The organism is Chryseobacterium sp. ZHDP1 (genome assembly GCF_018603435.1).
Lineage (GTDB): Bacteria > Bacteroidota > Bacteroidia > Flavobacteriales > Weeksellaceae > Chryseobacterium > Chryseobacterium indicum.
The window spans coordinates 3182532-3208018 of sequence record NZ_CP075682.1 but is presented as its reverse complement, the minus strand read 5'-3'; the positions used below and the strand labels follow the sequence as shown (position 1 = coordinate 3208018).

At 35.6% G+C, this 25487-nt stretch carries 24 protein-coding genes and 1 pseudogene; 18 read left to right on the top strand and 7 right to left on the bottom strand.

Translation table 11 applies throughout. From position 1 onward, the window contains the following. Positions 1–56 precede the first annotated feature (56 nt). From KKI44_RS14580 to KKI44_RS14565, 4 genes are all read left to right on the top strand, one after another. The gene (locus KKI44_RS14580; protein WP_040999624.1) at positions 57–668 is read left to right on the top strand and encodes a recombinase family protein; all 612 of its coding nucleotides are present in this window, start codon (positions 57–59) and stop codon (positions 666–668) included. A gap of 627 nt (positions 669–1295) precedes the next feature. Further along, positions 1296–1757, top strand: a complete 462-nt coding sequence (locus tag KKI44_RS14575; RefSeq protein ID WP_040999626.1) for a hypothetical protein — start codon at positions 1296–1298, stop codon at positions 1755–1757. Positions 1758–1780: 23 nt separating this feature from the next. Continuing rightward, the gene (locus tag KKI44_RS14570) at positions 1781–2605 is read left to right on the top strand and encodes a hypothetical protein (protein ID WP_146028539.1); all 825 of its coding nucleotides are present in this window, start codon (positions 1781–1783) and stop codon (positions 2603–2605) included. A gap of 16 nt (positions 2606–2621) precedes the next feature. Then, entirely contained in the window at positions 2622–2876 is a 255-nt protein-coding gene (locus tag KKI44_RS14565; RefSeq protein WP_040999630.1) for a hypothetical protein, read from the top strand. A gap of 102 nt (positions 2877–2978) precedes the next feature. On the opposite strand, the pseudogene KKI44_RS14560 reads toward KKI44_RS14565, so the two are convergent. Further along, positions 2979–3731, bottom strand: a pseudogene (locus KKI44_RS14560) (DNA polymerase III subunit alpha); the annotation flags it as partial. A 238-nt stretch (positions 3732–3969) separates the two neighbouring features. Between KKI44_RS14560 and KKI44_RS14555 the strand changes: the two are divergent. The 3 genes from KKI44_RS14555 (at position 3970) to KKI44_RS14545 (ending at position 9855) form a co-directional block, all read left to right on the top strand. After that, positions 3970–5811 (top strand): Ig-like domain-containing protein, encoded by a 1842-nt coding sequence (locus KKI44_RS14555; protein ID WP_214587983.1) that lies wholly within the window; start codon positions 3970–3972, stop codon positions 5809–5811. A gap of 9 nt (positions 5812–5820) precedes the next feature. Beyond that, positions 5821–6399 carry a hypothetical protein gene (locus tag KKI44_RS14550; protein ID WP_065721269.1) on the top strand — a complete coding sequence of 193 codons (579 nt, stop codon included), beginning with the start codon at positions 5821–5823 and terminating at the stop codon, positions 6397–6399. A gap of 1005 nt (positions 6400–7404) precedes the next feature. Continuing rightward, on the top strand, positions 7405–9855 hold the full coding sequence (locus KKI44_RS14545) for a DUF5686 family protein (protein WP_250902072.1): 2451 nt from the start codon (positions 7405–7407) through the stop codon (positions 9853–9855). 42 nt (positions 9856–9897) lie between these two features. On the opposite strand, the gene KKI44_RS14540 is transcribed toward KKI44_RS14545, so the two are convergent. From KKI44_RS14540 to rplU, 4 genes are all read right to left on the bottom strand, one after another. Beyond that, positions 9898–10083 carry a bacteriocin-like protein gene (locus tag KKI44_RS14540; RefSeq protein WP_214587980.1) on the bottom strand — a complete coding sequence of 62 codons (186 nt, stop codon included), beginning with the start codon at positions 10081–10083 and terminating at the stop codon, positions 9898–9900. A 61-nt stretch (positions 10084–10144) separates the two neighbouring features. Then, entirely contained in the window at positions 10145–10306 is a 162-nt protein-coding gene (locus KKI44_RS14535) for a bacteriocin-like protein (RefSeq protein WP_214587979.1), read from the bottom strand. Positions 10307–10506: 200 nt separating this feature from the next. Then, on the bottom strand, positions 10507–10764 hold the full coding sequence (gene rpmA / locus KKI44_RS14530) for a 50S ribosomal protein L27 (protein WP_047399085.1): 258 nt from the start codon (positions 10762–10764) through the stop codon (positions 10507–10509). Positions 10765–10793: 29 nt separating this feature from the next. Then, positions 10794–11183, bottom strand: a complete 390-nt coding sequence (rplU, locus tag KKI44_RS14525) for a 50S ribosomal protein L21 (protein WP_185207426.1) — start codon at positions 11181–11183, stop codon at positions 10794–10796. A gap of 181 nt (positions 11184–11364) precedes the next feature. On the opposite strand from rplU, the gene KKI44_RS14520 reads away from it, so the two are divergent. Together KKI44_RS14520 and KKI44_RS14515 are read left to right on the top strand one after the other, a co-directional pair. Continuing rightward, the gene (locus KKI44_RS14520; protein ID WP_214587978.1) at positions 11365–12252 is read left to right on the top strand and encodes a metalloprotease; all 888 of its coding nucleotides are present in this window, start codon (positions 11365–11367) and stop codon (positions 12250–12252) included. Positions 12253–12367: 115 nt separating this feature from the next. Then, positions 12368–13459 (top strand): acyltransferase family protein, encoded by a 1092-nt coding sequence (locus KKI44_RS14515; RefSeq protein WP_214587976.1) that lies wholly within the window; start codon positions 12368–12370, stop codon positions 13457–13459. Here KKI44_RS14515 and KKI44_RS14510 read toward each other — a convergent pair. Next, entirely contained in the window at positions 13456–13698 is a 243-nt protein-coding gene (locus tag KKI44_RS14510; protein ID WP_214587975.1) for a hypothetical protein, read from the bottom strand. The genes KKI44_RS14515 and KKI44_RS14510 overlap by 4 nt on opposite strands. Before the next feature lie 151 nt (positions 13699–13849). On the opposite strand from KKI44_RS14510, the gene KKI44_RS14505 reads away from it, so the two are divergent. From KKI44_RS14505 to KKI44_RS14485, 5 genes are all read left to right on the top strand, one after another. After that, the gene (locus tag KKI44_RS14505) at positions 13850–14431 is read left to right on the top strand and encodes a tRNA-(ms[2]io[6]A)-hydroxylase (protein ID WP_214587974.1); all 582 of its coding nucleotides are present in this window, start codon (positions 13850–13852) and stop codon (positions 14429–14431) included. Positions 14432–14443: 12 nt separating this feature from the next. Beyond that, entirely contained in the window at positions 14444–15061 is a 618-nt protein-coding gene (locus tag KKI44_RS14500) for a DUF502 domain-containing protein (RefSeq protein ID WP_214587972.1), read from the top strand. 205 nt (positions 15062–15266) lie between these two features. Continuing rightward, the gene (locus KKI44_RS14495) at positions 15267–16352 is read left to right on the top strand and encodes an FAD-dependent oxidoreductase (protein WP_214587971.1); all 1086 of its coding nucleotides are present in this window, start codon (positions 15267–15269) and stop codon (positions 16350–16352) included. 1 nt (position 16353) lies between these two features. Continuing rightward, positions 16354–17511 (top strand): pyridoxal phosphate-dependent aminotransferase, encoded by a 1158-nt coding sequence (locus tag KKI44_RS14490; protein WP_214587969.1) that lies wholly within the window; start codon positions 16354–16356, stop codon positions 17509–17511. Between the two features lie 222 nt (positions 17512–17733). Next, positions 17734–20169 (top strand): TonB-dependent receptor plug domain-containing protein, encoded by a 2436-nt coding sequence (locus tag KKI44_RS14485; RefSeq protein WP_214587968.1) that lies wholly within the window; start codon positions 17734–17736, stop codon positions 20167–20169. Between the two features lie 65 nt (positions 20170–20234). Here KKI44_RS14485 and KKI44_RS14480 read toward each other — a convergent pair whose 3' ends face one another. Beyond that, a complete protein-coding gene (locus tag KKI44_RS14480) occupies positions 20235–21455 on the bottom strand; it encodes a PQQ-dependent sugar dehydrogenase (protein WP_214591164.1) in 1221 nt (406 codons plus the stop codon). A gap of 106 nt (positions 21456–21561) precedes the next feature. Between KKI44_RS14480 and KKI44_RS14475 the strand changes: the two genes are divergently transcribed. The 4 genes from KKI44_RS14475 to uvrB all read left to right on the top strand — a co-directional run bounded on the left by KKI44_RS14475 (position 21562) and on the right by uvrB (position 25450). After that, positions 21562–21936, top strand: a complete 375-nt coding sequence (locus KKI44_RS14475) for a BlaI/MecI/CopY family transcriptional regulator (protein WP_214587967.1) — start codon at positions 21562–21564, stop codon at positions 21934–21936. Continuing rightward, the gene (locus KKI44_RS14470; protein WP_214587965.1) at positions 21933–22268 is read left to right on the top strand and encodes a hypothetical protein; all 336 of its coding nucleotides are present in this window, start codon (positions 21933–21935) and stop codon (positions 22266–22268) included. The genes KKI44_RS14475 and KKI44_RS14470 overlap by 4 nt, the downstream gene beginning before the upstream one ends. A gap of 11 nt (positions 22269–22279) precedes the next feature. Continuing rightward, complete coding sequence (locus tag KKI44_RS14465) at positions 22280–23305, top strand: M56 family metallopeptidase (RefSeq protein WP_214587964.1); 1026 nt, start codon at positions 22280–22282, stop codon at positions 23303–23305. Between the two features lie 153 nt (positions 23306–23458). Beyond that, entirely contained in the window at positions 23459–25450 is a 1992-nt protein-coding gene (uvrB, locus tag KKI44_RS14460; protein ID WP_214587962.1) for an excinuclease ABC subunit UvrB, read from the top strand. Positions 25451–25487 lie beyond the last annotated feature (37 nt).

Here is a 25487-nt window from a genome sequence, read left to right as displayed (position 1 = left end):
TAGGCAGAACGTCCATTTCGCCGTAAATTTAATCTGAAATTAAAATTACAACAAAAATGAGGGTTAAATATAATAGAGTTTCTACTTTAGGTCAGACAGGAAATCGTTTTGAAGCAGATACGGATAAATATGATTTGGTATTATTAGACAAAGTTTCAGGCACAGTAAATTTTAGAGACCGAGAGAACGGACGGATCTTAATTGATCTTGCGGGAAAGAGTCAGATAACTGAAATAGTGGTCGAAGAAATTTCCCGTTTGGGTCGTAATACAAGAAACGTACTCGAAACACTCGAGATCTTTGAGGAGCATGGGATTAATGTGGTGGTAAGAAACATGGGACTACAATCCCGACCTAATGGAGAGAAAAACCCTATATGGAAAGTCATAATTACGATAATCTCAAGTTTGTATGAGCAGGAACTTAGTAACCTAAGGGAAAGGATCGCCGCCGGAAAATTAATCGCCCTTCAGCGAAATGTGCGATTTGGCCGTCCCACCGGGTCTAATGAAAGTGATGCAACCTTCATTAATAAACCAAAAAATAAAAAGGCGTTGGAATATCTGAAAAAAGGAAGAACATTAAGAGAGATTGGAAAACTACTTGAAATGTCAACTAAAACAGTACAGAAAGTAAAAAAAGTTGCTGTAAAACTTGATATGATGTAAATGTAAGTAATGTTAATCCATCCATTTAACCTTAAATTTTGAATTTTTCAAAAAAAACTAGCACTTGCTTGTTAATAGGTACGGTTTTTTTCGGTGCAAAATAATATTGTTTTTTATATTATAATTGAATGAACACTGTTATATGTTCCCAGATAAAGATTTTTATTTTCCGGTTTAAATTTCAATCTTTTATGATTTACGGCAAAAATGTACCTTAAAGGTACCGAAAAGTACATATAAAGTCTTAATAACTTAACATAAAGTACACTTTCAACTGATTAATTTTGAGTTTTGTATATTTTGCTACAACATTTACGAAAATAAATTTTCACTTTAATGATAGACTAATTATATTTGCTATTGATAAGATTAAATAATCCTATCAAATACATTTCGAACACATAGAACGCTTGTCTAACGACATTCCTCAGGTAAATCTGGTACATTTAATTAGGGGGAATATGTTAGCAACTCTCATGTCATATCTATATGGCGTGGGGGTCTGCTACTTATTTGACCCTAACGGTTTACCAGAACCTACCTGATAGAATAAGTTTAGTAGTCCTCACGCTTTCTTTATTAATTAACAACTCTTTTTCGGGACTGAAAGGAAATAAAACTTTAACTATGAAAAAAGTTTATTTATCTCTATTAACAGTAATCTTTTTAGGTTCATGTTCAAACAATGATTCTGAAACTACAGAAGAAAATAAAAATCAATCACAACAATTTATCGGTAAATGGCACCGTTACAAAACGGTAATTCTCAACGGTAAAACCGACACTCCCCTAAGTTCTTACGATCATGCTAAATGCGAAATAGAAGCAATACATGAGTTTACAACAAACAGTAAATACTTATTGACAAATTATGTTTTAAATTCTTCCACTCAACAATGTCAACAAATAGGGAGTATAGAAACATATCCTTATTCTTATAATGCTACAACAAATATTTTAGATATTGATGGAGAACGTTATTACATTAAACATAGTGATTCCAAGGAATTAATTCTTCAGGATTATGAATATTATGATCAAAATGGTGACGGAACAAAGGAGAAAAGATTAGATTACTATAAAAAATAAACCACCGAAAACCGAAATTCATCATGAATTATTTAAACTACCTTGAGAATCTTGATTTCGAATCAATGATTACAACTTCATTTCTATTGCCTTTCTTCGCTATAATGGTGGTTGTTAAAATTCTTTCCGCAATAATTTTTTCTTTCGTCCCGGATGATTATGACGATGATCCTTATCAAGTTACCGTATTTTCGAATATACTTTTGTACTTCATTTTCTCTTTCTTTATTGTAACAGTATATGATTATAATGATAGGAAAGGGATATTAGATTTCCGGTATTCTCAAAATGTATTTGAGGAAAATTCTAAAGAATTCGTAGTGAAAGAAGATACTAAATTAGAAAATGATCAAAACATTAATATTGAAGATCTAAATTCTTTTGAAAGTAAAACATTTTCTTGGGATGATATAGTAATTACACCCGAAGCTGAAAGACTAATAGATAATGCAAACCTAACCGAGAAATATGTGGGATTATCATCTGAGGATATTATCAAACTAAAAAAGATAATGAGTGACCCGAATCCCGATCCACTATCTAAGGCTGAAAACAAGATCGAGGTTGGAAGCACTGAATGTAAATGGTGTGAAAAAAAGATTGATATCAAAGCGATTATTTATACTTCAAAGGATTTGTTAGGGGTAATTGTAAAACCTAAGTCTGAAGACCCTTTTGAAATGATTGCTTCTGTAATGACGGTTTTAACAGTTAGTCCCCAAGCCTGCATTGAAAGTTATGAACTCCAAGATACAAATCAACATAAATATCAATTTATTGTAACCGATGAAAAAGAATTTTGTTCCTTAAAATGTGAGAAAGAATTCAAAAATAACAGAGGATACTAAAATTTAAAATAAACTTATGAAAACATTATCACTTATTGGAATTTTGATCAGTATTTTAGGAATTGTATTGTGTTTAGGAATTATTGATAATTTTGTCGCATACGGGAACAAACTTATTGACTATTTAAATTTAAACCACAAAGAAATTAAACACGAAATTTTCTCGATAACTTCCGTTTTAGATACCGGTAGAACTATTTGTTTTGTTTTAATGGGTCTTTTTGCATTCAATCTTTTTGTATGTACTAAAGTTTACCGTTCCAGAACTTAAGATATGTATTCCAAAAATATTAATACAAGTCAAAAGAGGCTGTCTCAAAAGTACCCTCTCTCTCGGACTCCTGTTTGACAACTTTTATCATTTAGGAGATTCTCAGAGCATTAGTTTACCTTTTGGGACAGCCTCTTTATTTTTTTCCGAATTGTTTCTTGGCAGTCCAATTTCATGTTCCTGAGGATAAGGCTTTCTAAAAGTCATACTTACATCTTCTTTAATTTGACGGTGAATATCATATTGTTTTTCTTTATCGTAAGAATACCGGGGATCGGTGATCATTGGCATCTTTGCCATTTTATGAATAGTAATGGTAGGAAAGTGAAAATCAACTTCAACCCTTCCGAGTAATAAATAACAACCGCCTTCCTGAAAATCATATTCCTTTAAACTATTGGGAAAATGTGCGGTGTCAAAATAATCACCGTTGACATCGATCCAAGTTCCAAAATACATCGTCCCTTTTTTAGTGGGAACGTGTTTTCTGGAAATAAGATATGCTAACATTTTTACCTGTCTTTTATGAAATTTCAACAAGTCTTTTACAAATACTGATCCTCTGTATTTGGTTTTTAATAAATCAAAAGGACTACATGAAACTGGAAGTCCAATTAACTCAATTTCATCAAATGCATCCTCGAAACTTTCTCTTTTCAGTTGTGGAAGTTTAAATTCCTGAACAGGTTCTTCAATTAACATCAAACCCCTATTCTTAGGTTTAAAATTTATTAATAGTAATCTTATTTCAACAAGCAATTCATTCTTTGGTTTACAAGTAAACCAGAATGCTCCAATAAAAATTAGAACCTTCATCGGTTCCATCATAATATTAATCCGTCTGATAAAATCTTCTTATGCTTTATAATCTCCACAAATTTTCAATTTCCATAGCAATATCATGAGATACTTGATTCAAAATTTCCAAATCTTTATCACCTCGATATATCATGGAAATGAAAGCATACATTTCAATTTCTTTTTTAATCCTTGGGATAAATTTACGACGCACTCATCTATGCCAAAAATAAAACAAACTCATAATCAATATATTAAAAAATAAGTTTAAATTTGCACTTCTATTAAAATCAAGATGAAAAATAAGATTGCCTTAGTTTTAGGATTATTCACAATAGTTACTGTAAAATCACAGAACACAGTACGCCCCGCTTCCGAAATATTTTCAGATTTCAATGGTTATTGGAGAAGCTCCAACAATGCAGTAATACCCAATAACAATCATAATTTACTTGCCTTTACTTGGAATGCAAATGGAATTAATAATATTAACACACCCATAACTTATTCTACCGGAGTTAATAATTCGGCTTTATCCAGCAATAATATTCCTTTCACATCTGCCACATTTATTTCATTACCCATTTACACAATCCCCTCTCCAGGTAGCGGAACTTTTATTGGGGTAGGACAAGCATTTGGAGGAAATGGTAATGTAACGCCGGTGCCGGTTAATAATAATTTAGTACAATATCTTACTGATGGTATTAACGGTTTAGGTTTAGGAACTGCTATTTTTAATATACCACAAGGCTCTAACATTGCCTTCAATACGATGGGAATTGTTCCCACATCAATCGGAGATGGTGTACCGGATCTTATTTTTACTCAGATGGGACAACCCAGCAGTACATCAGATGTATTTCACTTTCAAAATGGTCCCACCCCATCAGATCCGATGGTAGGAACTCCTTATTCGGTAGCTTTTGGTGCAGAAGTAAATGGTATACCGGTAGTTCCGTCTATTGGTAACGCCTGCTGGAAATTTTACAGAGCAAATGTATCGCCTCCTCTTTATGATGCAGGAACTTCAAGTGGATGTACGAGAAACATTAGAGTTATCGCTTTAGATTGGTCTGAAATGGGAATAACGACCGCAAATTATCAGAGTGCAACAACATTAATTCAAACATATTCAGGAACATCAGACCCTGCTTTTATTGGTGCTTATAACGCTGCATCAATTACTTTTGCGTCTACTTTTAGCGGAACTGTCTTTAATGATAACAATGCAGGAACTCCTGATGGTAACGGATATCAGGGAGCAACTGTTAAGCTCTTTAATAATGGAGTAGAAATAGGATCAAAAACAACTGATGTAAACGGATATTATTATTTTGACAATATAAACATCAATACTTATCCCGGTCCTTACACAATTCAGTTAACAGAGCCAACAGGTTTTAATGTTGTAGGTAATAAAGTGGGAACTACTGCCAACAGTTTCACAGCAACAATCTCTAACAGCATTTCTTCAGGGAATAATTTTGGAATCAATCAACCTCCTGTAGCGGTAGATGATAATGCTTCTGTTGGTAAAAATATGTCTAAAACATTCAGTATCGTAACGAATGATTATGACTTGAATTCAGGGTCTTTAATATACTCTACAATTAATCTCATCGCTCCCTCTGGTGCAACCAATATTATAACTTCCGGAGGATATACGAAAGGATTTATAATTGCCGGACAAGGAACTTGGCTGGTAGATAATCTTGGAAATCTAACATTTACCCCCGCTATCGGATTCTTCGGAAACGCTACTACCGTTAATTATAATATTAAAGATTTAGCCGGGCTTACAAGCAATAATGCCTCAATTTTCATCGCTGTAGATTACTGCATAAAACCAGGAGCGTCAGGAATTCCTGATGGATATTCAAAAGTAGGAATTACTACATTAAAAACCCGTAACAAAAACTGGCCCGAAGGCCCAACAATCAATGAAGGAGGTGTTCCCAATGGTTTTATTGCGTTAGAATCTAATACAAAAGGACTGGTTATTACCAAAACTACAAGTACAGCAAATATTATTAATCCCCAAAAAGGTATGATAGCATATGATATTACAGATCAATGTATAAAACTTTATAACGGAACTACTTGGAAATGTATAAAAAGAGCGTGTAACGATTAAATATAAAATATGAAAAATATAAAAAATACAAAAACATTCTATATAGGCAGTCTTATATTTTGTTCTTTAACCTTATCCGCCCAGGTAGCCATTGGTAAAACATCAGTAAATGGAAACAGTACACTGCTGGATTTCGGGGGAGCAACAGCTACTAATTCTCCGACAGATGTTGAAACCACTAATTTCAAAGGCATCATTCTCCCTGCATTAACAGCAACTCCTACATTTTCTGCTACCACTCCAACTACTAATAATCCACAAAACGGAACATTCATATTTGATAAAACTTCAGTAAAAGTGAGAATGTTTACTAATGGTAGTTGGGTAGATATGTCAGATACGGGAAGTTTAACCAATCTTACATCCAATACAAGTGCAGAGAGTGGGAATGGTGTGATAATAGGTTCCAATATAAGTTCGGCTACGGGAGTACTTGTTTTAGAGTCTCCCAATAAGGCAATTATATTACCTCACATTAAAAATCCTCATACAACAGTAAAAAGTCCCTATGCTGGTATGATGTGCTATGATACAGTAAGCAATTCGATTGCGGTATATGATGGCAGTAACTGGAACTATTGGAAATAAAAATCTTTACCAACTCTACGCCTCTGTTTTTGCTTTAATAACTGATAGAAGATTTTAACGGAGCACAGAAAGGATTCACAAAGATGGAGGTTTCCTGCGGAACGTCGAAGACTATTCGAAATACCCCGAACCTATTCACTTTTAGGAAAATAGCAACAGTGGCAGCAAAGCTTAAATTTAAACATAATATTCTGAATATAAGAAGTGATTCAATATCCTTCAACTCCACCAAAATAAAAGGGTATAACACCATTTAAAATCTAAAAATATTTTATAAATTGCTCAAATTCATTCCGTTTCATTGATTGCCTTTGTGGTGATTGAAATGGTGGTCACAAAATTTAATTATTTTTTAAAACATATTTTCTTACCGCGCTCGACGAGATCATTACATCCTTCTTGAATTTTCTTTACATAAAAAAATGTACGGAAATTATTGATGATGATGTGTACTTACAAACCTTCTAAGAATGGAGTCTTGCCGGTTTTGGCGGGATATAAATTTTAAAAAAGTTGCAAGATTTATTGCAAGACTTTTTTAGTAAATGGTCATAGAACATATTAAATCATCAAAGAAATGAAAGTACTATATTTTTTCAATCATCTCATATTCAGAACCTTAAAATCAAAAACACTATGACTGTTAATCAGAGGGTCGCTGGTTCGAGCCCAGCAGGAGGAGCCAAAAAGACTTACAGAAATGTAGGTCTTTTTTATTTCTGCGATTTTGCATCACATCAACTCAAAAATAATTTCTTAAAAATCATCATATTTTAACAAAACAATAACTATAACACCGTCAAAACGATGATGTTATTTTTATTACATTTGCAGTTTTGTATTTAAACCATTAAAAGTTTAAATAATATTTATTTTTTTATAATAAAAGTGCATACTTTTTGTTATGCAAATAGCTTGAAGAAACAACAAATGTTAATTAACAATTCCAAATATTATTCCCTCTTTTTATTTCTATTTTTTGCAGATCTCGTATACTCACAAAATTTGGCAAACGGCAGAATTGTAGACGCAAAGACCAATAAGGAGGTCTCAGGAGTAGATATTTTCATTAATGAAAATCAAAAACCATCTCTTACAACCACTTCCGGAAAATTTACCGTACAGTCAGACAGCCTGATTTATAAACTCAGATTTTTAAGAAAAAATTATTCTTTAGAAAGTGTTGATGTAACTCCACAGAATGCCAGCAATATTTTTGTGAAACTGGCTCAGGAAAAAGTCGGGAGTATACAGGAAGTTGTTATTCATAACGAAAAACCGAAATATAAAAACAAAAAGGAAAATCCCGCTTACGCGATCATGCAGAAAGTCTGGGAACGGAAGAGAAACAACGGTTTAGATAAATTCGACACCTATACCTATAAAGAATACGAAAAAATTCAGTTTGATGCCAATAATCTGGACAGTGCATTCATGAAGAGAAAAATCTTCAATAAACTTGAATTCATTTTTGATTATAAAGATTCCACGGCAAGCGGAAAAATTGGCCTTCCTATTTTCCTCAATGAAGCCGTTTACGAAAATTACGGAGAAAACAGACCTTCCAAACGTACAAAAAGGCTTCTCACGGCACAAAAAACATCAGGTTTTCAGGATAACCAGATCATTACTCTGATGGCTAAAAACCTTTACCGCGACATCAATATTTATGATAATACTTTAAATTATTTCGACATCGGATTCCCAAGTCCTGCCGGAGAAACAAGCTTCAGTACATATGATTATAATCTGGTAGATACTATTTCAGTACGCGGAGAAAATGCTTTCAAAATCCGCTATCAGCCGAAAAGGACAGAAGTTTTAGCATTTCAGGGATATCTTTATATTGATACAGACAGTTATGCAGTTTTGGGTGCAACCTTAAAATCCACGCAAAAAATTAATGTAAATTTTATTAACGGAATTTCTACAGAACTGGAATATGACAATCCCGACGAAAATACTTTTTTGCCGAGGAAATTTGTTACAGAAATTGAAATGACTCCTTTTTCAAAAAAGAAAACTTCAAAAAGCATTATTGCCAAAAGATCCGTAGATTATTCGGAATACCAGTTTAATAAACCGCTTGAAGACAAAATCTTTAAAAGAAAGGAAGAGGAATACAATGATAAATTTGTAGAAAAAGATGATGCGTATTGGGTAAAAGCAAGACCTGATTCCCTGTCAAAAAGCGAGCAGGGCATTTATGATATGCTTGATAAGCTTGAGCAGACTCCAAAATTTAACCGTATTGTAAAACTTTACGAAACGCTGGGTTCCGGATATTATAACATTACAAAAGGTATTGATTTAGGTCCTATTTTTTCTGTGTATGGAAAAAATCAGGTAGAAGGCGACAGGATACGAATTGGAGCAAGAACCTATTTCACACGGAACGATCCCTGGAGAGTTCAGTTTTACACCGCTTATGGATTCAAAGACCAACAGGTGAAATATGGTGTTGAAGGAAGATTTATGTTTAACAGAGTAAACCGTTTTACGGTAGGAGCAGGAACAAGAAGAGATATTCTACAGCTTGGCGTTCGGCTGACCAATGATGACGGAATTATGGCAAGAACGTTTGCTTCTTCAACGATTTTTGCAAGAGGAGAAAACGCTTCACTAAGCTCGATAAACCAGACAAATGTATTTACTTCTATTGAACCCTGGAAAAATTTTCAGATCAGACTAGACGGAACCATGCAAAGCATTAAATCGGCAAATCCCGAAGGATTTAATCTCATGTATTACAAAAACGGAGATTTGAGAAAAACAACCAATGATTCGCATTTTACATTAAGCTTAATCGCAAGACCGGGAGCAAAATTTTCCCAGACCGGAATCGACAGACACGAACACGGAACTCTTGCCCCCACTATTGTCTTGAAATACACAAAAGGTGTTGAAGGTTTATTCGGGTCGGATTTTAATTATAACAAATTGCAGTTCCTGTTTTATAAGCCTTTTCTGATCGGAAGCTGGGGAAAAACAGTAGTCAGCTTTGAGGCTGGAAAGAATTTCAATACCGTTCCCTTGGCTTTACAGAACGTAATTCCGGGAAACCAGTCATATAGTCTCGCTCAGAATACATTTGCACAGCTTAATTACTATGAATTTGTGGCTGATACGTATACTACGCTTCATTTAGAGCATCATTTCAACGGGAAAATCCTTTCTTATATTCCTTTGATCAAAAAATTAAAATTAAGAGAGATTGCCTTCATCAGAGGAGCTTACGGAACATTAAGCGACGCTTCTAAAGCGATTAATGTGGAAGGATTCAAATATTCTGCCCCAAGTGAGCATATTTATTATGAATACGGTTTCGGGATCGAAAATATTGGTTTCGGAAACCTTCGAATTTTCAGAGTAGATTTCAACTGGCGCGGAAATTACCTCAACAGACCGGATATTTCAACTTTCGGAATTAAAGCAGGTTTTCAGGTCGGCTTTTAAAATACAAAACTCCTTCAGCGCGAAGGAGTTTTTTTTTATTTCTTAAGATTCTTCACCATAACCTTTGCAGCTATTGCAATGCGCTACAATGTACACAATTTTACATGGCGGTCTCTGCCCTTCCGGAAGTCTACAATACACATCGCAAGGTAAGCATCCCTGATCCGGAGATGCTCCTCCCATTACATTTTTAAGATCCTGTCTTTGGATTTTTTTTAAATTTTTCATAGTTATAGATTTTTATAAAGTTGGTAAAACAGCCTCAAAAAAGAGGCTTGAATTCTTTAGTTTAGCAATCACAAGGAGTATCAATTACCGCATTCAGACAATGTGCTTTTTGCCATGCCGTCCAAGTACACCATTCAGAACACCAACTGGCTAAGGCAGGACATTTTTCTCCTCCAGCAATTGTTTTAAGCTGTCTTTTTGTTAATTTTTTTAGATTTTTCATATTAGTTTGGTTTAATTTGTTGCCTACTCTGTCTGCTTTTCGGCTTACGCAATATATTCGTTATTTGATAGTTACCAAATATATAAATATTTCCCGTTAAATTGAATAAATATAAAAACTTTAACTTTTCCTCACATCAAAATACAAAAAAGCCTCAGCAAAATTGCCAAGGCTTTTAATTTTTATAAAACGCTTATATATTATGCGTTTGCTTCTACAGATACGAAAGATCTGTTATTTGCTTTCTTTCTGAAAACTACTTTTCCGTCAACTAATGCGAACAAAGTGTGATCTTTACCGATACCCACGTTTGCACCTGGGTGGTGTTGAGTACCTCTTTGTCTAACAATGATGTTACCTGCAATAGCATCTTGACCACCGAAAATCTTTACACCTAATCTTTTAGAGTGAGATTCTCTACCGTTTTTGGAACTACCAACTCCTTTCTTGTGTGCCATTTTATTTTAAGGTTTTTTGGTTTAAAAAATTATTCTGCGCCTTCAGTTGCTTCAGCGTCAGCTTTTTTAGTTGTCTTTTTAGCAGGTTTTTCTGCTTTTTTAGCTCCTTCAAATCCTGTAATACCAGTAATCTGAATTTGAGTTAATGATTGTCTGTGACCATTTTTCACTTTGTAACCTTTTCTTCTTTTCTTTTTGAAAACGATTACTTTATCAGCTTTTACATGATCCAGGATCTCTGCCTCTACAGTGATTCCGCTTACAGCTGGGGCGCCTACCGTGATTGCTCCGTTTACAGTAAGAAGTACTTTATCAAAAGATACTTTTCCTCCTTTATCTCCTTTTAAACGGTTTACAAACAACTTCTGGTCTTGCTCAACTTTGTATTGAAGCCCTGCTATTTCTACAATTGCAAACATTGTTTATAAATTTTTAGTTATTTCGAGGTGCAAATATAAGAAATATTTTCTAATCTCTTCAAATTCAATTCAATCTTTTTTAAAATAAAATTTTACTATGTTTTGAATATTTTTTCACAATAAAGTGATATGAAATTCCTTTTTATTTTTTATCTTCGTTTTCACCAAAATATTTGTATATATGAAAAGAAAAATCCAATTCCCGATTCTTTTGGGAGCCATTGCTGCACTTTCTCTGTCAGCATGTAACGACGACACCATGGAAACACCTGTACAACAGGAGCAAAAGGCAGAAAGCTTAAAGCCGGAACAACCGAATGGTCTGGAGAAAGTCTGCTATTATGTTGATAACAACTGGAGTTCTTCATCTGTACTGCTTACTTCATTACAGAATTCTACAGACACCAATTTTATGAATTCTCAGATGACAAAAATTGCAAGCATGTGGGGAAGGAGCAATCCTACATTGAGATTTGTGAATGATCCTTCGAATTTTAATTCTACCTACAATGCAATTTCCTATTCTACAGGAAAAATCTATTACGGCTACGCTATTTATTACGATGCAAAAGCAAAAGGCGGAGACATTGTAAACGCGATGATTCTTGCTCATGAGTACGGACATCAGCTTCAGTACATTTTTGGACTGCCTACAGTAACAGAATCTACGGCAAGACCAAACGAACTGGAAGCAGATGGCTTTGCAGGATATTATCTGAGAAGACCAAACGGATACAACCAGACAAGCTTTACGCAGATTGCAGCCGCTTACGAATTTGCACAAAGCATTGGCGATTACCAGACTACAAGTCCGGGTCACCACGGAACTCCCGCACAGAGAAGATCTGCTGTTCGTCTAGGATTTTTACTGGGTCAGTACAGCCTTACTGCTGCAGATTTCGATTATAACTTCTTCTATTATTATCAGGGAGTATTGAACGGAACTTACAAAATGGCAAAAAATACGCAATATCCTGAACTTGATGCTTATATGCAGCAGTATCTTGAGGAGCTTAAACAAATTCAGACCGGAGAAATCTCTGCCGAAGAATTTAAAAACCTGAAATAGATTATCATTTTTTGGAAATATCTTTCTCGAAGAGACAGGGACACGATTCCTGTCTCTTTTTATTTGTCTGCATATTCTTAAAGTTTATTACTTTTGAAACATCATATCAAAAAAAATGAACAGAGACCTCTATATTGATTTCGCAAAAGGACTGGCTACCATTTCCATCATTTTCATCCATACCGCTTTCTGGTCGGGGCAATTTTATATCCAGCCTGAAGTGAGGGTTTTCTCTTTGGTATTTGATGTTGCATTGTTTTACGCATTAAGCGGAATAACATCCGGTTCCAATATCGAAAAAACATTATACAGGCTGCTGAAATTGCAGATCACATATATGATTTTTGTAACTCTTCTGTTCTTTCTGGATTATTTCTTCAAAGTTTTCGGATTAACATTTTTTTCTCTGGAATGGCTGCAGAATTTTTATTCGACCTTCGGATCAAAGTATGCCACCATAAGTATTTCTACCACTCCGCAATGGGAAAATTTAGGAAACTGGTATCTCCACCAATACATCAATGCAGATACTTTTCCTGTGGTAATGGGAAGTTTCTGGTATTTAAAAGTATATTATATTTTAACCGTTTTTGGTGTTTTAATATTAAAATTCTTTCCGAAACATGTTAACTGGTTCATTGGGCTTTGTGCCGGATTGACCTTATTATTTAATATTTTTCCGGAAATTTATCCTTCCGGACAGGTGGGATATGTTGCTTTTTATCTGACTGTTTTTCTGATTGGAAACAGAATGAAAGGTAAAAAAATTCCGGACAGAATGGTTCCTGTATTATACGGATTTGTTGCGATTGCGTTAGCCGGACTCTTCGGATTTTACGGACCGGAAATATTTTACAAAATCAATAAAAATAAATTTCCGCCTCAGATTCCTTATATTATCTGGACGCTGTTTTCTCTGGTAACGCTTTTTGTTTTTTATAACAGGTTTAAGATCACAAAAGAAAATGTTGTGACCTACATTGGGAAAAATGCGATATTTTTTTATTTTGCACAGGGAATAAGCTCTTCACTGGTTTACTTTTTAGTCGTTCCCATGAAACAAAATATGTCTTGGTGGATTTTAATGATTTTAATTTACGGAATCAATATTATTTTGGCATTCATCATTTCAGCCGGCTTGAAAAAAGTTGATGAATGGGGTTGGAAAGCTTTAGAGCTTTTAAGAAGCAAAACTGCATCTCATTAATCCCTTTCTCTTCCTCCTCTTGCAATAAGTGCTATGATTACAATTAAAACAACAGCTCCGATAATAATGTAAGTAGGATTTGCATACCATTCTGTCGTTGTAGTTGTAGTTTGTTCTGTTGTTACGGTTCCGCCTCCCGTTTTAGTTTCCTGTGCGAAGCTGAGCGCTGACATAAAAAGAACAAAAATTGCTGAAAGTAAAGCCTCTGCTTTAGATTTTAAAGTTGTAATAGTTTCCATTGTTTATATTTTAATTTGGTTTTTTATTGAAAACAAATTAAATACCAAGATTTTTAAATTATTAAGAAAAATATTTTTTCAACGTTCTGAATCTTTAAATAAACTTTAATCGTATTGCAAATTATTTTAATTTTACAGAAAATTTTAAAACATGTTTAAGTTGAAACTTCCTACCGATCCAAGGTGGGCAAATATTGCAGAAGGAAACATTGAAGAAATTTTAACGGATCATGCGTGGTGCGAGCAAAAAGCAGCTACCAATGCCATCGGATTAATCACAATGCTTCCTGAATATCCGGAAATCGTGACGGAACTTCTTGCCATCGCACAGGAAGAACTGGAGCATTTTCGTCAGGTTCATGAAATTATAAAAAAAAGAGGATATACTTTCGGACGTACCCGAAAAGATGACTATGTGAATGAACTGGTGAATTTTATCCAGAAAGGCGGCAACAGAGACGATCTTATTGTCGATAAAATGCTTTTCGCAGCTATGATTGAAGCCAGAAGCTGTGAAAGATTTAAAGTTTTGACTGAGAATATCAAAGATGAGGAGCTTAAAACTTTCTACAGAGAACTGATGATTTCAGAAGCCAACCATTACACCACCTTCATCGGATTTGCAAGACAGCTTGGAGACGAAGAAAAAGTAAATAAACGATGGGAAGAATGGCTGGAATATGAAGCAAAAGTCATAAAGTCTTACGGAAAAGGAGAAACCATCCACGGATAAATAGTATTTAGATTGAAAAAACTGACGTTTGAAAATATTGCCAATTTTTTCCTGAAAAATTTCTTTCAGGGACTAGTGATTATCGGCCCCATCGGACTGACAATTTTTGTTATCTGGTATATTGTAACGTCTATTGATAACATTATTCCTTCCGTTGCAAAGGAAATTCCCGGTCTTGTTTTTATCTCGACCATTTTATTTACCGCACTTTTAGGCTTTTTGGGAAATAAATTCGTTGTCGGAAGATTCTTTTTCGATTCCATGGATCGCCTTCTTGAAAAAACACCCGGTGTAAAACATATCTACACCCCTACTAAAGACGTAATGTCCTCCTTCGTAGGAGACAAAAAAAAATTCAACGATCCGGTCTGGGTAAAGACCAACGAAAATCCTGAAATATGGAGAATCGGGTTTTTAACGCAAAAAGAAATGGCTGATGTTGAAAAACACAATTATGTTGCGGTTTATCTTCCCCACTCTTATGCCATTTCGGGCTGGGTAATCGTTACGGAAGAAAAAAACATCAAACCTGTTGTAGGGATGACGGCTGCTTCTGCAATGAAATTTGCGGTAAGCGGCGGTGTTGCGGGGTTCCATTCCGATGATAATATTTTCAAGGCACCGGAATAGTCTTTCTTTTTATTCTGAAATAATATCACAGAAGATATTATCTATTTTACATTTCCTTCAAAGGGCTGATTTTAGCAGTAAGGAAACATTCTTTTCATATTCATTAACGGATAATCCTGTTTTCACAAATAAAAAATTTACGCAGATTATTCTGTTTTAATGAAAATTTTACAAATTAAAAAACAAAACTAACAACAATAAAAAGATGGGCAAAGTTGCAATCATAGGAGCCGGTGTATCCGGACTGAGTATGGCAAATTATTTGGAAAAAAATAATATCGACTATCATCTCTACGAAAGAAGAACCCCAAACGATCTGAAAGGACATGGATTTATCATTCCCAAAGAAGGAATTGAGCATCTTTCAGCTATTATTGATATTAATGATCTTTACGCCAGAGGAAGTTTTCTGAAAAAATACATCCATTACAACCAAAGCGGCGAAATTCTTTCCGAAAAGGATCTGGATGATGTTTTTGTCGTTTCCAGAAGTACTTTAATTGAGATTCTTGCGAAGAGAATTCCATCAGATAAAATCTCTTACAATTCAACTGTGGCACTGAATGGATTTTCGGAGGGAAAAGCACAAATTACGCTGGACGAAAATAATACTTTAGAAGCAGATGTTGTCGTTGCTTCAGACGGATCAAGAAGCCGTATCAGAAGAACCATTTTTCAGGACGAAATCATGAGAGCCGTTCTGGAAAATGAAGTGGTAAATATCATCGAAAATGAAGAACTCGCAAGCCGAATTGAAAGCAATTTCCTGAAATTTCATCACGAAAACGGCGGACTTACTTTTGGTGTTTTAAAACTTTCTTCTACAAAAATTCTTTGGTACTGTCAGTTTGATATTACCAAACATTTCATCAACGAAGATTATAGTCCGGACTGCATTAAACAGTTTATGCTGGATAATTTTGGCGGCTGGAATACTCTTGTTTCATCCATTATTGAAGGTTCAAGTTATGAAAACGCTCATATCTGGAGAGTGTATGAACTTGAAAAATTAAATCCTTTTTACCATCAGAATGTCGTTTTCATCGGCGATGCTGCACATCCGCTGATTCCTTTTACAAGTCAGGGTGTTACTTCTGCGTTGAAAGATTCTTTCACATTAACAAATCTTTTAGCCGAAGGAAATGACCTTCAGGAAACGTTCAGAAAATACGAAGAAGACCGAAAGCCTGAAATCGAAACCCACATCAAAAACGGAAGAGCTTTACTGGAGCAATTCCTTTTACCTCTGAACGAACAGCCTAAAAATACCTTACCAATTTCATATAAATAAAATGTTCACAAACAACGATATCAATTTTGAAGCGCTGAAAAGAAAAGCCTACAACGGAAGATGGGCAACTCTGGAAGAAGGTATTATCCCTTTAACTGCAGCAGATCCGGATTTCAGAATGTCTAAAGAAATAGAAAACGGAATTATAGAATATATTAAGGACGGCTATTTGAGTTATGGCCCGTTCTCCGGACTTCCTGAGTTCAAAAAAAGTGTTGCAGAGCATTTTAATACAGGAAAAAAAGGCAGCTTTACTCCGGAAAATGTTTTGGCTGTAAACAGTGCCGCAATGGGAATGTATATGGTTGCCAAATATGTGCTGAATCCGGGAGACGAAGCGATTATTTTCGATCCGGTGGATTTCCTTTTCAAAAAAACAGTGGATTCGGTTGGCGGAAATATTAAATTATGCGCGGTAGATTCCAAAACAGGAGATATCGACTTTGAAATGCTGGTTTCTTTAATTTCTCCGAAAACAAAACTGATCAGCATCTGTAATCCCCACAACCCTGTAGGAAGAGTGTATTCCAAAGAAATTTTACAGAAAATTGCAGACATTGCGGCGGCTCATGATCTTTGGGTAATGAGCGATGAAATCTGGAGCGATATTGTGTACGACAAAAAAGAATTCAACACCTACTCTTCTGTTTCCGAGAACGCTAAAAAGAAAAGTTTTACTGTTTTCGGATTTTCAAAATCATTCGGAATTGCAGGATTGAGAATTGGTGCGGTTTTATGCAACGATCAGGAATTATTGGATGATTTTACAGAAAAATCCATGTTTAATTCAACCATCGAAGGTGTTTCTACACTGTCGCAGATTGCGGCAAGTGTTGCGATAGATAAAGCAAAACCATGGTTTAATGATTTTCTTGCGCATTTACAGAACAACAGAGATTTAGCTTACAGTATGCTTAGCAATTCGGGTATTTTAATTCCTAATCATCCTGAAGCAACATTTGTTATTTTCCCTAAGATTAACAATGGAATGTCCAGCGACGAATTTGCACAACATGTTTTAAAAGAAGGAAAAGTAGCGATTGTTCCCGGCTCGGAACGATGGTTCGGAAAAGGCGCTGAAGGACACGTCAGAATATGTTTTTCAACTTCGCAGGAAATTCTCTCCGAAGGATTGAACAGAATAATCAACAGTTTTTAAAAAAATATGAAAGCGGATTCAAATTTATTGAATCCGCTTTTTATTAAAAAAAATATTCAGAAATTCATTTTTTTCTTAAAATTATACCGATTCTATTTTTCTACATAATCACTGTTTTTATTTAATTTAAATACATTTATCAAACAAAACCATATTTTATTACTGATTTAAAAACAAAATTTAATATTTTTGATATAAATGTCAATTTAAATCCAACGAAATATGAAAATTAAATACATAAGTGCCTTTTTTCTTGGAGTATCTTCTGTTCTGTATTCTCAGCAGACCAATGATACCATCTCTAAAGAAGGAAAAATTGATGAGGTAGCCATAACAGGAAGCAGGAATAAAAAAAGAACGGTTGTAGACACTCCGGTTCCGATTGACATCATCGACATTAAGCAGGTAAGCCAGTCAACAGGGCAGATTGAAGTCAACCAACTTTTACAGTTTTCTGCACCTTCATTTAATTCCAATAAACAATCCGGATCAGACGGAGCAGATGCAGTAGATCCGGCAACATTAAGAGGACTTGGTCCTGATCAGACATTGCTTTTGCTCAACGGAAAAAGATATCATCAGTCTTCATTAATCAACCTTTTTGGTACAAAAGGCCGCGGGAATACGGGATCTGATATGAACACGATTCCTGTAGGTGCGATAAAAAGAATTGAGGTTCTTCGTGACGGAGCATCGGCACAATATGGTTCAGATGCGATTGCAGGAGTAATTAATGTAATTTTAAATGACCGTAATCACGGTTTTGAAGGCAATGCTTTTTATGGAGTCAATCTTTTTAAAAGTCCGGGAGATCATGATGTGGTTTCTGACCGGAAAATAGACGGAAATACCTTTGATTTTTACGGAAATTACGGAACAAAAATAGGTTCTAAAGGCGGTTTCGGAAATTTTACGGCAGAATTTGTGAATAAAGAATATGCGATCCGTAATGCCAATCCTGAAAAATACGATGCTCCGAGACAAAGATTCGGGGATGCAAAATCACAGAATTTTTATTTTTTCGGAAATATTGAGATTCCGATATCGGATAATTTAAAATTCTATTCCAGACAAGGATTTTCGCACAGGAATACAAACGCATATGCATGGACAAGAAGTGTGGACGCAGACGGAAATATTCCGCAGGTTTATCCCAATGGCTTCAATCCCGTTCAGGATACAAGCATTTCAGATTTCACGTTTGATAATGGTTTAAAATTTAAAGTTGCAGAGTGGGAAGTTGATGCCTACAATGCGTTCGGAAGTAACAGGTTTACATACCAGATCGATCATACCATCAATGCAACGCTGGGTGTAAAATCACCAACGAGTTTTGATGCAGGAGGACATTCTTTGCTGCAGAATACAACAGGCTTCAATGCAACCCGACAGTTTTCGGTTCTGGAAGGGCTGAATGTGGCGTTCGGATCAGAATTCAGATATGAAAAATTCAATATTATCAAAGGTGAAGAAGCTTCTTACGCTATGTATGATGTGAATGGAAATATTGTGACGGTAAGTACTCCTTCAACATTATTGGTAATCAACCCATTAAGCGGAAATGTAAGACCGGGCGGTTCTCAGGGCTTTCCCGGATATTCTCAGGAAATTAACAAATCCAGAAATAATTTTGCAGCGTATGTAGATACCGAACTCGACATTACCAAAAACTGGATGGTAAGCGTTGCCGGAAGATTCGAAAATTATAATGATTTCGGAAGCACCCTGAATGGAAAACTGTCTACAAGATACAAAATAACACCACAGTTTGCATTCCGCGGCTCTTTTTCTACGGGATTCAGAGCTCCTTCTCTGGCTCAGAAATATTACAGCTTACAGTTTACCAATTTTCAGGGCGGAAATCTGGTAACAATTCAATTGGCGTCTAATGACAGTAATCTGGCAAAAGCAGTAGGAATTCCGCAGCTTAAACAGGAAACTTCTGTGAATGGAAGTGCCGGATTTACCTTTAACACAGGGAAATTTACGGCAACAGTAGATGGATATTACATCAAGGTAAAAGACAGAATTGTTTTAACGGGAAATTTCTCGCAGGATGATGATGCGATCGGAAATATTTTAATTGAAAACCGCATCGATCAGACTCAGTTTTTCACCAACGCAATAGATACAAGAACTAAAGGGCTTGATGTTATTTTAAGTTTTAACGAAAATATCGGAAAAGGAAAACTGACGGCAACATTAGCCGGAAACTACAACGAAATGGAGATCACAAAAGTGAATACTTCCGACAGGCTGAAAGGAAAAGAAGACATTTATCTCAGCCCTAGGGAAAGAGCTTTTATTTTAGCTTCTGCACCGAAAACGAAGATCAATTTAAACCTGAATTATAAGATCAGTAAATTCAATGCTAATTTACAGCTGGTTAGATTTGATAAAGTGACTCTGGTAGGCTATAACGGACCGGACGATTACCAGACTTACAATCCGAAAGTCACGACAGATCTTTCTTTTGGTTATGAATTTTCCAAAAACATCAATCTGACTATAGGAAGCAAAAATTTATTCAACAGATACGCTACTTTACAAAGAGATGCTGTTTCATCCGGAAACACGGAATCAGGAGGTATTTTTGATCCGGTACAGATGGGATTTGCAGGAAGACAGGTTTTTGCAAGATTTAATTTTAAATTTTAATCTTTATATCATAACAAATAATGGCTTCTGGAAATTCGGAAGCCATTATTTATTGAACAAAACTATTATTTTTTAGAAATTTTATACAATTTTCCACTGTCTGTAACAGCGTACAGATTTCCGTCGCTTCCATTGAGAACATCTCGGAATCTTTCGTTCTGATCTTCCAGAAGCCTTTCTTCTCCTATCACTTTATTGTCTTTCATTACAATCCGGCTGATGTGTTCTCCGCTTAAACAGCCGATCATTAGATTCCCTTTCCATTCGTCGATATTTCCGGTGTAGAACGTAACTCCGCTTGGCGAAATCACAGGATCCCAGTAATAGACAGGCTGTTCTGTTCCTGCTTTTTGTGTTGTCCCATTGTTGATTTTATCTCCGGAATATTCGATTCCGTAGGTTACATCTCCCCAACCGTAATTTTTTCCGGGTTTTATTAAATTAATTTCATCTCCGCCTCTCGGTCCCATTTCTACATCCCAGAGATTTCCGCTCGGATCAATTGCCAGACCTTGCGGATTTCTTATTCCGTACGCATAAATTTCAGGTTTAAACCCTGTTTTTCCTATGAAAGGATTTCCGGGAGCCGGCTTCCCTTCCTTTGTTATTTTTAAGATTTTACCTAAATAATTATCCGTTCTCTGCGCATAAACTCTCGTTTGCTTATCCGATCTTTCTCCTGTACTTACAAATAAATTTCCGTCTTTATCAAATGCCAATCGGCTTCCATAGTGCTTGTCTCCATCATACGTCGGAGTTGCTCTGAAAATAACTTTTACTTCAGAAATTGTTTTTAAATCCTGAGAAAGCTTTCCTTTTGCAACAGCGGTATGATTTCCATTTTCATAAGGTTCTGAAAAACTGAAATAAATGATATTGTTTGTTTTAAAATCAGGATCTAAAGCCACGTCAAGCATTCCGCCCTGCCCTTTCGAATCTACTTTAGGGAAGCCTTCGATTTTTGAAATTTCTTTTCCGTCGGCAGAAACCACATTCATGTATCCTCTTTTATCTGTAATTAAAAATCTTCCGTCCGGTAAATTGATAATTCCCCAAGGATTCCCCAGATCTTTATTTAAAATTTCGATATTATAAGGCGTTGAGGTTTTTACAGCTTTTATTCTGGTCTGTCCGGCAAAAGCAGGTTTATATTCCGGAGAATTAGGCTCTTTTGTTTCTACGCTTCCGTCTTTCCCGAGCTTTTGGGCATTAAGTGTATTTTCTTTACATGATGAAAATATGAGAAAAACACTGATTGCTGAAATATAAAGTTTATTGATTTTCATTGAATTAGGATTATTATTGAATTTCAAATGGAAAAATAGTGCCATAAAATTTGGCAGTTTAAATTTTTATTCTACATTTGTAGAAACAAATAACAACTCGTAGAATATGAAAGAAATAAAACTGACCGATTCTGAGAAAGATATTATGGAAATTCTCTGGGAAAAAGAAAAAGTTTTCATGAAGGACATCTTAGAATCGTACCCCGAACCGAAACCTGCCACCACAACCATTGCCACCCTTCTGAAAAGAATGCAGAATAAGGATTTTGTTGGCTACAAATTGTATGGAAATTCTCGCGAATATTATCCAAAGATCGCGAAAGGAGAGTATTTCAAAGAGGAAATGACTTCCATGATTGACCGTTTTTTCAACAGTTCCGTAACGCAGTTTGCATCGTTTTTTACTTCCAATGCAAAGCTTTCCCAAAAACAACTGAAAGAACTCCGTGAAATTATCGACCAGCAAATCGACGAAAAATGATGATCATTTTAAAAATAATTCTGTGTTCTTCCTTGCTTTTGACTGGATATTACGTGTTTTTGCAGAAGGAGAAAATGTACGGTTTCAACAGGTTTTACCTTTTGCTTTCCCTTGTATTTTCCTATACCGTTCCATTTATTTCCATTCAATCAGAAACTTCAAGACCGATAACTCGTTTACAGAACACTATTGAAGCAACACAACAGATTATAGACATTACACCGAAACAGGAAAGCTTTAACTGGATGAATCTGCTCTGGATAATCTACGGAACTGTAACATTGATTTTCCTGATTAGAACTATATTATCATATTTAAAATTAAAAATCTGAATGGTGAAAAAATGATCTATCAGAATCAAAATATCATCATCACAAATGAACCTATTTCGCCTTTCAGCTTCTGGAATACGATTTATTTAGGCAGAAACTATCTGATTGACAATAAAATAGATTCCAGAATATTTCTTCATGAAAAGAGCCATCTGGAACAGAGGCATAGCATTGATATCATTATTGTCGAGATCATAAAGATAATTACATGGTTCAATCCTGCCGTCTATTTTTATAAGAAAGCAATAATTACCAATCATGAATTTCTGGCAGATGAATCTGTTTTAAAAAACGATTTTGCCATAAAAGACTATCAGAATTTAATTCTGGAAGAAATTATTTCAAGCCAAAACTATAACCTTACGCATACATTCAATTTCAAAAACACCAAAAAACGATTTATTATGATGAACACCAAAAAATCTAAGCTGGCAGACTTAAAAAAAGTAATCAGCATTCCGGTTTTGCTGATTGCTTTCGGACTATTCGTGCAGAAAACCTACGCCACTCCGATGGAGAAGATGATCGAAAAAACGCAGGAAACAATATCAGAACCTGTGAAAAAACAGATTGCTGAAAGTAATGAACCCATTACTAATGTTGTTAAAAACGAATCTTTAAACCCAGAAAGTGGAATTACTGAGCAATTAAGTGAAAACATTATTGATGAAGGAGTTATTCAGGATACCATCCGACCGAAAGAGGGTAAAAACATGGCAACAAAAGATGAGGCAACTTTACTTCCGCAATATCCGGGTGGAATTAATGAAATGAGGAATAAAATGTCGAAAGCATTTGACGCGTCTAAAATGAATCTAGGCAAAGAAACGTACAGAACTGAAATTAACTATATTGTTCTGGAAGACGGAAATATTGCGGATGTGAAAGCATCAGGAAACAATGAATCATTTAATGCAGAAGCAGTAAATTCTTTCAGAAAAGCTAATGAAAACATCGTCTGGAAACCCGCAGAAAAAGAGGGAAAACCTGTTCGTTACAGCATGAGAATTCCGCTAATGATGTCTTTTCAAAATTAGAATCGATTTTTTTAAATAAAACAGGATTCAGATTGAGTGCTGTTTTGTTTTGAATATAATCACGCATCTTATTCTAATGAATCTGTGGTATAAAATACTTCCCAATGTCAAATATATCTTTCGTATTTTTGTTAGGATAACATCACAATTTTTATGAATTTCAAACTTCAATCAGAATATAAACCTACCGGAGATCAGCCACAAGCGATAGAAAAGCTCACCGAAGGCATAAAAATCGGGGAAAAATACCAGACGCTTCTGGGAGTTACCGGATCCGGAAAAACATTTACCGTTGCCAATGTGGTGCAGAATGTACAGAAACCAACCTTGGTTTTAGCCCACAATAAAACTTTGGCAGCACAGCTCTTCATGGAGTTTAAAGAATTCTTTCCTGAAAATGCCGTTGAATATTTCGTAAGTTACTACGATTATTATCAGCCGGAAGCTTACATCGCCACAACCGGAACTTACATCGAAAAAGACCTGAGTATCAACGAAGAAGTTGAAAAATTAAGACTTTCCGCAACCGCGAGTTTACTTTCAGGAAGACGTGACGTCCTCATTGTTGCCTCAGTTTCATGTATTTACGGTATCGGGAACCCTACGGAATTTCACAAATCTTTAATTTCTATTGCGATCGGTGAAAAAGTGACAAGAACCGCACTGCTCCACTCTTTAGTTAACGCATTATATTCCAGAACATTAAATGAGTTCCAAAGAGGAACATTCCGTGTAAAAGGAGATGTGATTGATGTTTTCCCTGCTTATGCAGACAATGCGATCAGAATTCAGTTTTTCGGGGATGAAATTGAAAAAATCCAGAGTTTTGATCCGGTTTCGGGAAATGTAACAGGCGCTTTTGATCAGATTCAGATCTATCCTGCCAATCTTTTTGTAACATCGAAAGAGACTTTGAACGGCGCAATTCGTGATATTCAGGATGATCTTGTAAAGCAGGTTGATTTTTTCAATTCGATTGAAAAACCACTGGAAGCCAAAAGATTACAGGAAAGAACCGAACTTGATCTGGAAATGATTAAAGAACTCGGCTACTGTTCCGGAATTGAAAACTATTCGCGATATCTCGACGGAAGGTTACCGGGAACAAGACCTTTCTGTTTATTGGATTATTTCCCAAAAGATTATTTGATGGTGATTGACGAGAGCCACGTTACGGTTCCTCAGGTTCACGCCATGTACGGAGGCGACCGCAGCCGTAAAGAAGCTTTGGTGGAATACGGATTCAGGCTTCCTGCGGCAATGGATAACCGTCCTTTGAAATTTGAAGAATTTGAAGCCATTCAGAATCAAGTAATCTATGTTTCCGCAACTCCGGCAGATTATGAACTGGAAAAAACCGGAGGTGCTTATATTGAGCAGATTATCCGTCCGACCGGACTTTTAGATCCGATTATTGAAATCCGTCCTACCCAGAATCAGATTGATGATTTAATGGAGGAAATCCAGAAAAGAGCAGATCTTGATGAAAGGGTTCTGGTAACGACGTTAACCAAGAAAATGGCGGAGGAATTAACAAAATATTTTACCAAATTCGGGATCAGAACACGGTATATTCATTCCGATGTGGAAACCTTGGAACGTATCCAGATTATGCAGGATCTGCGTGTGGGACTTTTCGATGTTTTAATCGGGGTAAATTTATTGCGAGAAGGTCTGGATTTGCCGGAAGTATCTTTAGTAGCCATCCTCGATGCGGATAAAGAAGGGATGTTGAGAAGCCGAAGATCGATGATCCAAACTGTTGGTCGTGCCGCGAGAAATCTTAACGGAAGAGCCATTATGTATGCCGATAAGATCACCAAATCGATGCAGGCAACGCTAGATGAAACAGAATACCGCCGTGCAAAACAGATGCAGTATAATGAAGAGCATGGAAAAGTACCTGTCGCATTAAATAAAAAAATCTCGGAAAGTCTTGTCGGAAGAAGTAAAGATTTTCCTGATGAAAAATATACCCAGAAAGAAATTCTTCAGAAAGTTGCCGAAGCAAAAGCAAGCTATACTTCTGAAGATATGGAAAAGGTAATTGCGCAAAAGCAGAAAGAAATGGAATCTGCAGCAAAAAATCTTGATTTTATTAAAGCAGCTAAACTGAGAGATGAAATCGCTGCTTTGAAAGGATAATAATTTGGTTTCGGCGGTCGCGGCTTTGCCGCGACCG